Here is a 12217-nt window from a genome sequence, read left to right as displayed (position 1 = left end):
GGCCTGGTGCCAGGACTTGGCGAGCTCCGTGACGTACGCCTGGCGGTCCTCGGAGGTGACGACACGACGCCGGCCGGCCCGGCGGCGGCGAGGAGGCCGGTCTCGCTGATCGGGGCCTCGGTCTGTCGCCCGTGGCCGCGCGCCGCGCACAGCCCGGCCGAGCGCGCCCGGCCGCAGTCCTGGCATGCCACGGCCCTCCGGGCGGCCGCGCCCTCCCGCTCGACCGCGGCCGCCAGGCCGGGCGTGCGTGCGGCACGTCGACGCGGTTGTCGCAGTCGGCGCGGGTGTCGAGCCGGACGCCGTCGGCGCGTCGCACGTCCGAGCACGCCGGTCGGCGCACCGACCCACGGTGGGTGGTCCACCCGAGCGGCTGGTGATCAGGGCCTCGCCGCCGGTCTCCTCAAACCGGGATGTGAGCCGGGCGGCCAACACCGTCAGCCAGACCGCCGCCCTCTCCGGGGAGCGCGTTCAGGCCTGGACCCGTGGGTGGCCCCTGCTTCGGAGACGGTCCCGACGGGCTGATCCCCAGCGGGCCGTCCACACCCACGCCACCGTCCACTGCCACCCCGGCGCATTCTGGCGCCTCGTCAGGGCCCGGTCCGATGGGCACGGCGCCGCCCCCGGTCCCGTCGGGATGGAGGCGCGGTCCTTCCACCGGGCCGGAAAGTTCCGACGTCACGAACCGTCCCTTCAGCGACCTATCACGCCGTGATAAGTCGCTGAAGGGACGGGGCCGGGTTATCACGCCGTGATAACCCCGAGGAGATCAGTAACCTTACTAACGTGGCAATGGCAGAAATTGAACCAAGTCGTTAGTACAGTGACGTCCATGACGTCACCTGAGACGGGCGGCGACCGGGAGAAGGTCGTCACCAAACTTCCCAGCACCCTCCGGCAGGAACTGAAGATCCGTGCCGCCCTCCGCGGTCTCGACATGCAGAAAGCGGTCGAAGCCGGCATCGCCGCCTGGCGTGGTCTCGGCTCGAACCCTGCCCCCGTCGATACCGCGGGCGCGGAGACCTACGCCACCTGGCTCCCCTCCGGGCTGTGGGACGGCTTCCGCAACGACTGCAAGGACCGCGGCGTTTCCCTCACGCAGGGCATCGCCCAAGCAGTGACCCTCTGGCTCGACCACCACCCCGTTCCCGAGGCCAAGCGCCCCGACACGGTCCGGCGCATCGTCGTCTGCAACCAGAAGGGCGGCGTAGGAAAGACCGCCATCACCGCAGGCCTCGGCGAAGCCCTCGCGGAGAACCCCGCCGCCCTCGTCCCCGTCCGCGTCTCGAAGTACTTCGCCGCGCTGCTCGACGAATCCGACCGACCGGACGACCCGCTCGCGCTGGAGGACCTTCCCGGCCTCGGACAGCGTGTCCTCCTCGTCGACTTCGATCCCCAGGGGCACCTCACCAAGCAGCTCGGCCACGAGTCGCTCCTCATGACCGGGGATTCCCTCACCAACCACATGGCGAGCGAGCCCAAGGGCGAACTCGCAGACCTCATCGTCGCCGTGGACGAGGAGCACTTCGGCGGCAGACTCCACCTTCTGCCCGCCTGCACCGACGCCTTCCTCCTCGACGTCCGCCTCGCTTCCGTCCGCGCCCGCGAAGCCGCCCTCGAACGCGCCCTGCGCGCGGTCGAAGCCGACTACGACGTCATCCTGATCGACTGCCCCCCGAGCCTGGGCCTCAGCATGGACGCCGCCTCCTACTACGGTCGCCGACGTGACGACGAGGAAACCGGTAACTCGGGTGTCCTCATCGTCGTTCAGGCCGAAGACAGCAGCGCTGACGCCTATGGTCTGCTCACCTCCCAGATCGAGGACATGCGCGGAGACCTCGCCCTCGACATCGACTACCTCGGTCTTGTCGTCAACCACTACGACGCCCGCCGCGGCTACATCGCGACCTCATCCCTCCAGTCCTGGATGGACATAAAGGATCCCCGCGTCGTCGGCGTCATCGGTGACCTCAAAGAGCAGAAGGAAGCAGTGCGCGCCAAGCGACCCCTCCTCGCCTACGCACCCCGGTGTGAGCAGTCCGTCGCCCTCCGAGCCCTCGCCCGGGAGATCAGCAAGTGAGCAAGGCCAGGAACCTCGGCGCCGGCGCCTCCTTCGCACAGGCCCGCCCCATCAGCGCCCGTCGTGCCGCGATCGGTGCCGCCACCGCCGCACCCACCGAAGGCGTTCCGGACCCCACCGAGCTCGCGCTCCATCTCATCAGCCAGAATCCCGACAACCCCCGCGAGGAACTTCGCGACCTCGAAGGCCTGGCAGACAGCGTTCGCGAGATCGGTCTGGTCAACTCCATCACTGTCGCCACTCTCGATTCCTATCTGGCCGAGCGGCCCGACCGGGCCGGCGACGTGGACGAAGGGGCCCGATACATCGTCGTAGACGGCCATCGACGACTCGAAGCCGCACGCCTCGCCGGTGCCACCACGATCCGGGTCAGTGTCAACAACGACCTCGTCGCCACCGACGAGGCCCTCCTCGAAGCCGCTTTCGTGGCCAACGTCCACCGCGACGACATGAACCCCATCGAGCAGGCCCACGCGCTCAAGACGCTCGTGAAGTTCTACGGCTCACAGAACAAGGCCGCCAAGCGCCTCGGCATCGCCCAGTCGACCATCTCCTCCAAGCTCTCGATTCTCGACCTGGACCTCGAGCTCCAGGCAGACCTCGTCGAAGGGCGCCGGACGGTCGAGCACGTTCGCAACCTCTCCAAGCTGCCCCCCGAGGAACAGCGGGCGAAAGCCGACGGCCGCGCGGAAGCCGCAGAACGGAAGGCTGCCGCCAAGCGAGACCTATCACGCCGTGATAACCCGACCACCGAGGACAGCCGGCTCACCACGGACGAGGTGCCCGCGCCCCGAAGCCCGACGGAAGCACCGGCGGCCGCTCCGGCGCAGAACTCGGTCCCGGACCGTCCAGCCGATTCGGCTTCGGCCGACGGGGGACCGGCAACCAAGAAGGTGCCGTTGAATGATGGCGCCGCCTTTATGGACCTGGCCTTCGACAGCCTGGACCCCGGACAGCGCGGTGCCTTCATCCAGCGCTACTTCAAGCGGAGCGCCGGGGTGGGCGCTGTCGTGACGGACCTCCGGACCGATCTCGAGAGGCACGCGCGTGCCTCCCTGGCGGAGATCCTTCAACAGGTCGCCGCAGGGCTGCTCGAAGAGCATTAGCCGGGGTGGTCGGGTCTCCGTCCCCGCCCAGGACGGAGACCCGACCACCGGGCTTCGACATCGGCTGCGCCCCGCTCTCCTGCGGTACTGCGCGATCGGCGGATCTTCATCCTTGCCGACAGATGATCACTGGACGCGCTTGAGGCGTGCGGACCTGAGGGTCGTGACGTTTCCCTTCGCCCTGGCCTCAGCCTTGCGGGCCTTCTCCTCCAGGTGGATCTGGAAGCGGCGCTCGTACTCGTCCTCGAAGTCGCCGACGTCGAGTCGCATGCTCCGGGGGAGGGCCTTCATGGCGCGCTGCTGATCCCGGGGATCGGTGAACGCCGAGATCGCCGGATGAAGCTGAAAACGGCCTCGGCGCACCACGGTGACGAGCCGCGCCGCGACCAGGTGGGGCATGGCACGGCTGATCATGCCGCGATCAAGCGCGAGGCCGGCGGCAAGTTCATCGTGCGTGGCCACGACCAGCCCGCCAGGGTCCTGCTCGGTCATCATGTGCAGCAGCAGTGTGTAAGCGGTCGGGGGAAGCCGTGGCACGTAGGCGAGCCCGTTGAAGCTCCCCCACAGCACGTGGCGCGGGGCCCATTCCTCAGCAGCCGACGTCATGACCTGGCCTTCCCTTCCCCATTCGGCTCCTTGGGTGCCTCGAGCTTCGCACCGGGAGCGGCCATCGCCCGGAATGCTTCGGGAGCACTCGGGTCCTCCATGATCTCGCGTAGCAGGTCAAGCTGCTCCACCCGGTCACCCACACCCGGCCGGATCCGCTTCTTCTCGCCCTTGCGCGGCTGCCGGTAGCCACCCCGAAGGGAGGCGGCCGGATTGAGCTGGTAGATGCCCCGCCGGACCTTCCGCAGTGCCCCGTCGGCCTCCAGGATGCTGAAAACCCGGCTGATGTGGGACCGGCTGTATCCGAGCGTCTTCGCGATGTCCTCGTGGGTCGCCTCGATCAGACCCCCGGGCTCCTGCGAGCCCATGAGGGTCAGCAGCACCACCAACACGAAACGGTCGCCGTCGTAGCGCACGGCGGCCCAGCGCATGAACTCAAGGCTGTCCATGGAGAACGAATCCCCGACGAAACCCGTGCTGGTTCCGATCGGGATCAGCTGGGCGATGTGGCCCGGGGGCAGGTCGACGGTGGTGCTCGGGGTCCGGCCGTACGCAGTGGGCGGCGGTTTGGGACGCCGCCGCCGACGGGACGGCGCACCGGGCAGCTGCGGCGCCGTGCTGCCGTCAAGGGGCCCTGAGGTCATGGAATCGCTCTCTCCGTTGATCACCGTGATGCCTGCACCTTAGCCCGGCACCGTGGCAGTAGTGCCACCAAAACGCGGCAGCAGCGACACGAAAGTCGCCCGAGCGTCAGCCGGCTCTGACATCCGCTCTCGGAACGGGAGCCGATGGCCCCTGACCCTCCACACGGAGTTTCGTGGCAGTAGCGGCACGAAACTCTCCGGGTCGGTCAGGAACCGCTGACCTCCCCGTCGAGTTATGTCAGTCCTGGGCTGACATAACTTTCGCGCCTCACCCCTCTGACCAGCGGAAACGCGCCGGTCTTCTCTATAGAGCGCGCGCGCGTGATACCCGACAAACCAGCTGTGCGCAAACCGCCACGCCGCAGAGAGCTCGCCTTTTCAACACCGTCAGCAACGGCAACGGTCCATACGGCACCGGAAGTATCTCCGGCATATCGGAGGCGGCCTTCCGCACGTGCGCCGCGTTGCGGCGAGCGGGCTCCCGGGTCCGCAAGCGGCCCCGCTCGCTGTGGGCCCACCGGCCCGCCCGACACTCTCAGGAGCGCTGTGGCGCGCCCCGTGAAATGGATTGAGTGGCTGATGACGCAGGGCGGTCGAGGTACATCCGTCCGCCGACTGTCGACTGCGGACCCAGGGGGTTGCTTGGCCTCGGCTGATGCCGACAAGGGGAACGGCCGATCCTCCCAGGCTCCCGTGCAGAAGAGACCTCGGCAAGCACCAGAGGCCGTATGCCGGTGAACCCGTCCACACGGGCGCCGCAGCGTCAGCAGGCCCGGTGTCCTTACCGCCCCGGTCCATATGACTAGGAAGACCTCATAGGAAGACCTCGCACGTGAGACACCCATTGCGACTGTCCCGCCCGACCCGCCACGAACCTCTCGGAACGGAGGGGCGATCCTGAGACGGCAGGACATCGCAGATGGCGGATCTCGAAGACGCTCTGGCCCTGGCGAGGTACCGGGAGCGTCAGGCGGCCGACGGGAGCGTGGGCGTGGGGCAGGACGAGGTGCGTGCGCGTCTGGGCCTGGAACACGGGTGAGGTACGAGGTCGTCTGGGACGAGGCCGCGATCGACGCGGCTGCCCGGTTCCCGAAGGACGATCCCGATCGTCTGCGGCTGTTGATGGACAGCGTGGACCTGCTGGCGGTGACCCACGTCTGGCGGGGAGCGTCGAGTACGGCTCGCCGGATCTGCGGCGGATGCATGTGGGGCGGTACCGGGTGTTGTACGAGATCACCGATGCCACGGTCATGGTCCTGGTCATCCATGTCGGCCGTATCGGCTGACATGGGAGCGACTGCCACGGTGCAGTGGCCGGGCCTCCGCCCGTCTGCTCCCCGTGCCCGCGCGGATGGTCCCGACCACGACAGCCGGCCATCACCGCCGCCCCTGCTTTTCGTGCCTGTGGGAACGGGTCCGCGACGTCGGTCACGAGCGGACGGGTGATCCGCTGCGACGCGACTTCACCGCCCGCCTCCTCGGGACCGGCGTCGATGCCTCGGCCGGCACCGTAGGCGATGCCCTGGGCAGTGCCCTCGTGGCGTCCCGGCCAGGCATCTGCGGGACCGGGTCGACCAAGCCGCGTAACCCCGGCGGGGCCCGCCCGACATCGAGCGCGTGACTGCCGAACGGGTCGACCGGTTCGGCGATCGACGCCCGCACCACGTGATCGGAGCCATCCCGTCCCACGAACACGAGACCGACCACTACGCTCGACACCGGCCCCCATCAGCGGCTCGAGTCGATGCATGGAGCCTCCACCGGTCCCAGAGCGCTTCAAGTGGGCGAAGCGCCATTCCCGCGGGCTCTCCACGACGCCGGCGGCGGTGATGAACAGTCCGCCGCCGACCTTGCCCATGACGGTGCTCCCTGTCGCCTGTCGCCTGTCGGGTGTTGGTCGCTCTCACCCGGTCGGACGGGGTATCGGCATCGGATCCGTCGGCCTCGCGAAAACCTCTCAAGATCTTTTTCGTCGGGTCGTGCCCGTCGACAGGCCGCGCACCATCGGGAAGTCCCAGGAGATGGGGGCTTTGTCGTTCTCCGTGCCCCGGCCGTCCCGGTAAAGGCATGGCCTTGCCGAGCCGCCCGGCCCTGCTGCTCGCCGAGCAATCCGATGTCCGGTCGTGGTCCGGGAGGTGACTTCCCCGACCAGGTCCTGCCCGGCCGGCGCCTCGGGCTGGTGCCGGCGCTGACCGACCTGACGGAGGCGCCGAGGTACGCGGACCCGTCAGGCACCGGCAGCGGTGGCGGGCAACCGCATGGGCAGGCCCCACAGCGGGAACAGGCGGTCGGTGTCCATGTGGTTGGTCATGGCGGCGATCCGGCCGTCGGTGATCTCCAGCACCGTGATGCCCCACGGCGTCCAGCCGTTCTTGTCCTCAGCCGGCCGGTACTGCGCGAAGGCGGGCGAACCGTTCGCCTCGACGGCCAGCAGCCGCGACCCGCGGCAGCCGCAGCCCGCACCGAGCCACCACTCGCCCAGCTCGACCGCACCGCGGACCCACATCTGATAGGGCGGCATGTTGAGCACGGCGTCCTCGTGAAGGAGCTTCTTCAACCCTTCGATGTCGAACGCCTCGAACGCCTGGACATAGCGCGCCAGCAGGGCCTGCTGCGTCTCGTCGAGAGGCCTGTAGGTGTCGCTCGCCGGGATTCCCCCGCTTTTGGCCAATGTGGCGCGCGCCCGCTGCAGCGCGCTGTTCACCGAGGCGACCGTCGTGTCGAGCAGCTCGGCGGTCTCCGCCGCCGACCAGGTCAGCACCTCCCGCAGCACGAGGACCGCCCGCTGCTTGGCCGGGAGCGTCTGCAGCGCCGTTACGAAGGCCAGCCGGATCGTCTCCCGTCCCACCGCCACCTCGGCCGGATCACCGCCCAGCACCCGCCGGTCGGGGACCGGGCCCACCCAGATGTTCTCCTCCCGTTGTGTCAGATCCGGCGAGGATGCGGCGACCGGCGAAGTCAGGTCCATCGGGCGAGCTCGTCGCTGCGCGGCCGGCGCCATGTCCAGGCACACGTTCGTCGCGATCCGGTACAACCACGTCCGCAAAGTCGAACGCGCCTCGAACCCGCCGTGCTTCGACCAGGCTCGAACCAGAGTCTCCTGCACCGCGTCCTCGGCCTCGAACGCGGAACCGAGCATCCGGTAGCAGTACGCCGTCAGCTCTCTCCGGAACGGTTCGAGCTGCTCGACGACGTCGTCACGATCCCTGGTCACAGACACGGTTCACTCTAACCGCCAGTCCCGACCAAGATCATCGCTTACGCCCCGACAGCCACTCGGCCAGGTGCCGTCCATGCCCATGAAGATTCCGATGCGGCACGGACGGCAGACGAAACCCCGGCTCGGGGAGCTTCTTCCGGGTGGTCACCGAGCGGGTGACGGCCTGATCCGCGAAGGGCGAGCACACCACAGCAGACCAAAGGCCGATCAGCCTCACGGGAGGTATCGGGGCCTCTCCACGAGTGGTGGACACGCCGATGCTCGATCTGCTTGATCCGGAGGAAGCGGGAAGACCTCCGATGGCGACGAAGGACTATCCGGACGAGTTCCAGGCCGATGCCACGGCCTTGAACTCGTCCACACCCGGAGCGACGTACAAGAGCGTCGCCGCTGACCTGGGTATCAACCGCGCGACCTTGCGCGAGTGGACGCTGCGAGAACGCGACCGCCGTGACGTCGCCACCGTGGTCGTGAAGTCGGCCGCATCCACTGAGCTCTTTCAGAGCGGCCACTGATCGGATGACAGGCCGGCTCAGATTGGGTGGCGGTGGGATGCGCTTACTGCAGCTTGGGTGGTGAGAGGGGTAGGTCTGCCCCTGTTTTTGCTGGTGGATGGATGTGTTGGTGAACCCGCCTACGCGGGTGTCTCGGTGCTTGCAGGCTCGGGCTCCTTGGCCCACCCGGTCTGTATGCCTATGAAGATTTCATGTTGTTGTAATGACCATCTTCTTCGCTCCTGCGGGGGTGGTTTTTGACTGCTGGCCGGTTAGGGGGGATTCCAGCGGTCGTCGCAACACGGGTTGAGTGCCGTAACGGTGTCGGTTGCGGCGGTGATCAGTGTTGCCAGTCGGTTTCGCCGCCCGGGCCTACCAGGACGGGATCGATTCCCGAGCCGGTGAGGTTCCACGACTCGTAGTCGGGGTCTGGTTCGACGCTGAGTCGAGTGCCGTCATCGAAGCCGAGGGACAGGGTGCCTTGCCCGGTGACCTCGGTTTCGGTGACGGACTTGGCGAACAGGCCGAGCAGCGGCGCCAAGGACGGTCCAGTGGCCGGCGTCAGGAGGGTCTGGTGGCCCGAGGTGTCTGTGAGGGTGAACGGTGTCTCGATGACGAGCTCACCATCGACGCGGACGCGGACGCGGCCGTCTGGGGCGTAGTCGGTGAAGCTGATCCGGACCTGATGGTCGAAGGCCGTGCGCGTGACACGGGTGCCGACCAGCTCCGCCGGTACTTTCACCGCTCCCCCTGCCGCGGTTGTGCCGTGTGCCGACGGAAAGGCGACGACCGGCTCTATTGGGCCTTGAGCAGTGTAGACAGGCGCTCGGCTGGCGTCTCCCAGCCGAGCGTCTTGCGGGGCCTGCTGTTCAGTTCGGCGGCGACGGCGTTCAGGCGTTCGCGGCTGTGGACGGACAGGTCGGTGCCCTTGGGGAAGTACTGCCAGAGCAGGCCGTTCGTGTTCTCGTTCGAGCCGCGCTGCCAGGGGCTGGCCGGGTCGCAGAAGTAGACAGGGACGTCCGTGGCGATGGTGAACTCGTGGTGCCGTCCCATCTCGCTGCCCTGGTCCCAGGTCAGGGATCGCCTGAGATGGACCGGCAGAGCCGTCACGGCCTCCACCAGGACGTCGCGGACCAGCTCGGTGCCGCGGCCGTCTGGCAGGTGGAGGAGCATCACGTAGCGGGTGGAGCGTTCGACGAGCGTGCCGATGGCGGAGGCTCCGTCCTTGCCGAGGATCAGGTCGCCCTCCCAGTGGCCGGGCACTGCCCGGTCCTCCGCTTCGGCAGGTCGGTCGCTGATCATGACCATCGGTTCGCGGAAGCGGGGCTGACGTTGCTGGGCCTGACGGCGGGGCTTGCGGCGGGCCCGGCCTGTGCGGAGGGCCTTCGCCAGGTCCCGGCGCAGTTCTCCCCGGCCCTGGACGTAGAGGGCCTGGCAGATCGTCTCGTGGACCACGTGCATCTCCGGCCGGTCGGGAAAGTCCCGGTGCAGGTGCTGGACGATCTGTTCCGGACTCCAGCGCCTGCCCAGACGCTCCTGCATGTAGTCCCGCAGCTCCGGGTTCTGGGCAATCTTCCCGGTCTTGGGGCGGGGCCGGCGCGACTCGGCGCGGGCCTCGGCGGCATGGGGCCGGTACTGGCCGTTGATGGGGTGGCGGTTGCGGCGTATCTCGCGGCTGATCGTCGATGGTCTGCGGCCCAGTTCCGCGGCGATCCTCCGGACCGGTGCCTTCGCCTACACCTGGTCGGCGATGTAGAGACGCTCCTCCAGCGTCAGGTGCCGAGACGCGGAAGAGACCCGCTCAGCCCGCACTCTGTGTGCGGGCTGAGCGGGTCTCTTCTTCGTTGCGTTGGTGCCGTTGCGCCAGCGTTTGCCGGTACGCCGGTTGATGCCGACGATCCGGCACGCCTCCCGACTGCTCACGCCTTGATCCATAAGGATCTTCAGAGTGGTCACCGATCGGGTGTCGGCCGAGGGCGGAGAGCAGGCGAGGCCTTCGGGCAGTGGTCCGAGATGTCTGACGTCTCAACCGCTGTGACCGGAGGCCTCGTTGGTCGTCTATCCTGCCGTACTCGACCTGCCGCACACGCGCGCGCGTGGAGTGGGCCACGATGCTGATCGTTATCCCCAAGGGCAACCGCCGGAGCAAACTACGGCCCTCGCAACGCGCCCTCACCACCTGCGCGAAGCTCGCCGCGGGCTTCCGGATCAGCGAGGGCACCGCCCACACGTATGTACAGAGCGTGATCAAACTCCTCGCCGCGAGAGCACCGTCCCTCACGCAGGCGCTGCGCCGAGCACGTCCTGGTGGACGGCACCAACGCCGAGTGCGACCGTGTCGGCGACCACGAGAAGGACTACTCAGGCAAGGCCCGAGGCCACGGCGTGAACATCCAGGCCGTCGCCGCTCCCGCGGGCGAGCTGATCCGGTACTCACCCGCACTGCCCGGTCGCACGCTCGGCATCACCGCCGCCCGCCCCCCGCATCATCACCATCTGTGAACGGTTGCGGTTCCCCGCCCTCACCGACAAGGCCTATGCCGGCGTCGGCGACACGTTCCGGGTCCCGTTCAAACGCCACCTCGGAAGGCCCCTCACCACCAGACAGGCAGCCGTCGACCGAGCACACGCACGACTCCGCTTCCCCGTCGAGCGCGCCTTCGCCAGGCTCAAGGCCTGGCGGATCTTCCGCAAAGCGCGGATCAGCCCCAACCGGCTCACGTCAATCACCAAGGCCGTCCTCACCCTCGAGAGGCGACGCTGAAGATCCTTCATGAGCCGGAAGTATTCCGCCCGCTCACGGTCGAGCTTCTTCCGTTTCTGAGCTGTGCGGATCTTGCGGATCTCGAAGGCCATCGCGTTCCCGAAGGTCGGGTGTTGCGATGACCGTTAGAACCTAAGGGGTGGCCGTGGGGGTGCTTCCCTGGACGCATGTGGGGGTGGTTTTGGTGGGTGGTTGTGTGGGTGATGTGTTTTCGGTATGGGGTGGGGTTCTTTATGCCGTATGCGTTTTCCGCATGCGGTAGGTGGGTTGCCGGGTAGGTGTTCCTGTCGGCGTGGCGTGCTGCTCCTGCTCCTGCTGCTTGTCTCTGGTCGTACAGTGTCGGCCGGGCTGGGGGCTTTTTTGTCGGGCCGTGTTCCGTGTGGCAGAAGCTCCGTTGGGCCGGCACTGCCCTTCACGGTGTCCACAACGCCCTTCTGTCTTCCTGCTCTGTGTTTGTGGGTGGCTTGGGCGGTATCGGGCGTGGTTCTCGTGCCTGTCCCTGTCCGGCGCGGGGACGGGGCTGTGTGTGAGGGTGACGTCTGAGCCTGGGCTGCTCCCCGTGGGTGTCGGGCAGGAGGATGCGGTTTCTGCATAGGGGATGACCAGCCTTGCCGGGTAGTCGTGCATGCGCTTTCCGTATGCACGCGAAGGGCTGCTCTCCACGTCTCCTTCCCGGTTGTCGGCGCATGGCCTGTGCCCGCTCGCCCGCTCGAGTGCCCGGGCGGTGTGCTCGAGCCGGCACTGTCCGCGCCGCGCCCCGGCGCGCGTCACGCCGCCGGTGTGTCCCTGTGGCTGTGTCTGTCTTCGGAGAGGGTGGGTGGGTGACTGTTCGTCTCGATGGGTTTTCCGCAAGGGGCGTTGATGGTCCGCCAGGAGGTGTCCGCTGACGGCTTTTTGAGCGGCCCTCACCCGCAGCAAGATTTATGATATTTGGCGGCATGTGAGGGGTTTGTGTTGTTTTGATGCAGGTCTAGACAACTATGTTCGAGCTTTCCTCCCATCCATCACTCAAAGTGACACCCTATGTGGCGTCCTGCGCCCGTGGAGCACCACCCCTCCACCCCTCGAAGTGCAACCCAAGAGCCCGGCAAACAATCGGCAAGCACCGCCAGCCCCGCAGGGGCCGCGCCCCACCCACCACACACCCGCCCCACCCGGCACGCTCTCAACCACCCACCAAAACAACCTACTTACCAGCACCACATCCCGCCGCAGGCGGGCGCCCACCCCAAACAACCCCCCCCACCCCCCACCCGCACCCGGCACACCACCCCCACCACCCCGCGGTCACCGAAGGTGCCCGCCC

At 67.9% G+C, this 12217-nt stretch carries 8 protein-coding genes and 2 pseudogenes; 5 read left to right on the top strand and 5 right to left on the bottom strand.

Annotated features, from left to right (window positions below; genetic code table 11):
* Positions 1 to 829: 829 nt before the first annotated feature.
* The gene (locus tag ACF1ED_RS32920) at positions 830 to 2077 is read left to right on the top strand and encodes a ParA family protein (protein ID WP_391766782.1); all 1248 of its coding nucleotides are present in this window, start codon (positions 830 to 832) and stop codon (positions 2075 to 2077) included.
* Positions 2074 to 3183: a ParB/RepB/Spo0J family partition protein gene (locus ACF1ED_RS32915; protein ID WP_391766780.1), complete on the top strand. Its 1110-nt coding sequence runs from the start codon at positions 2074 to 2076 to the stop codon at positions 3181 to 3183. Before ACF1ED_RS32920 ends, ACF1ED_RS32915 begins: the two co-directional genes overlap by 4 nt.
* Positions 3184 to 3309: 126 nt before the next feature.
* On the opposite strand, the gene ACF1ED_RS32910 is transcribed toward ACF1ED_RS32915, so the two are convergent.
* Both ACF1ED_RS32910 and ACF1ED_RS32905 read right to left on the bottom strand, forming a co-directional pair.
* Positions 3310 to 3789 carry a hypothetical protein gene (locus ACF1ED_RS32910; RefSeq protein ID WP_391766778.1) on the bottom strand — a complete coding sequence of 160 codons (480 nt, stop codon included), beginning with the start codon at positions 3787 to 3789 and terminating at the stop codon, positions 3310 to 3312.
* The gene (locus tag ACF1ED_RS32905) at positions 3786 to 4457 is read right to left on the bottom strand and encodes a helix-turn-helix domain-containing protein (RefSeq protein WP_391766776.1); all 672 of its coding nucleotides are present in this window, start codon (positions 4455 to 4457) and stop codon (positions 3786 to 3788) included. Before ACF1ED_RS32905 ends, ACF1ED_RS32910 begins: the two co-directional genes overlap by 4 nt.
* A 1175-nt stretch (positions 4458 to 5632) precedes the next feature.
* Here ACF1ED_RS32905 and ACF1ED_RS32900 point away from each other — a divergent pair.
* Positions 5633 to 5719, top strand: a complete 87-nt coding sequence (locus ACF1ED_RS32900) for a type II toxin-antitoxin system RelE/ParE family toxin (RefSeq protein ID WP_391766970.1) — start codon at positions 5633 to 5635, stop codon at positions 5717 to 5719.
* Between the two features lie 941 nt (positions 5720 to 6660).
* On the opposite strand, the gene ACF1ED_RS32895 is transcribed toward ACF1ED_RS32900, so the two are convergent.
* Positions 6661 to 7653, bottom strand: coding sequence for a sigma-70 family RNA polymerase sigma factor (locus ACF1ED_RS32895; protein WP_391766774.1), 993 nt, complete (start codon positions 7651 to 7653; stop codon positions 6661 to 6663).
* A gap of 257 nt (positions 7654 to 7910) precedes the next feature.
* On the opposite strand from ACF1ED_RS32895, the gene ACF1ED_RS32890 reads away from it, so the two are divergent.
* Complete coding sequence (locus ACF1ED_RS32890; protein WP_391766772.1) at positions 7911 to 8168, top strand: transposase; 258 nt, start codon at positions 7911 to 7913, stop codon at positions 8166 to 8168.
* A gap of 319 nt (positions 8169 to 8487) precedes the next feature.
* On the opposite strand, the gene ACF1ED_RS32885 is transcribed toward ACF1ED_RS32890, so the two are convergent.
* Together ACF1ED_RS32885 and ACF1ED_RS32880 are read right to left on the bottom strand one after the other, a co-directional pair.
* Positions 8488 to 8889 carry a DUF6188 family protein gene (locus ACF1ED_RS32885; protein ID WP_391766771.1) on the bottom strand — a complete coding sequence of 134 codons (402 nt, stop codon included), beginning with the start codon at positions 8887 to 8889 and terminating at the stop codon, positions 8488 to 8490.
* Positions 8890 to 8942: 53 nt separating this feature from the next.
* Positions 8943 to 10070 (bottom strand): annotated as a pseudogene (locus ACF1ED_RS32880) (IS30 family transposase).
* Positions 10071 to 10197: 127 nt separating this feature from the next.
* Between ACF1ED_RS32880 and ACF1ED_RS32875 the strand changes: the two are divergent.
* A pseudogene (locus ACF1ED_RS32875) lies at positions 10198 to 10911 on the top strand (transposase family protein).
* Positions 10912 to 12217 lie beyond the last annotated feature (1306 nt).

Source organism: Streptomyces sp. NPDC014656 (assembly GCF_043084305.1).
Classification (GTDB): domain Bacteria; phylum Actinomycetota; class Actinomycetes; order Streptomycetales; family Streptomycetaceae; genus Streptomyces.
This window is presented reverse-complemented; position numbering and strand designations above follow the sequence as displayed.

Bases quoted from the DNA above. Each gene is read 5' to 3' on its own strand.
- ACF1ED_RS32910 (WP_391766778.1), bottom strand. From the start codon at position 3,789: ATGACGTCGGCTGCTGAGGAATGGGCCCCGCGCCACGTGCTGTGGGGG.
- ACF1ED_RS32890 (WP_391766772.1), top strand. From the start codon at position 7,911: ATGCTCGATCTGCTTGATCCGGAGGAAGCGGGAAGACCTCCGATGGCG.
- ACF1ED_RS32900 (WP_391766970.1), top strand. From the start codon at position 5,633: ATGCATGTGGGGCGGTACCGGGTGTTGTACGAGATCACCGATGCCACG.
- ACF1ED_RS32920 (WP_391766782.1), top strand. From the start codon at position 830: ATGACGTCACCTGAGACGGGCGGCGACCGGGAGAAGGTCGTCACCAAA.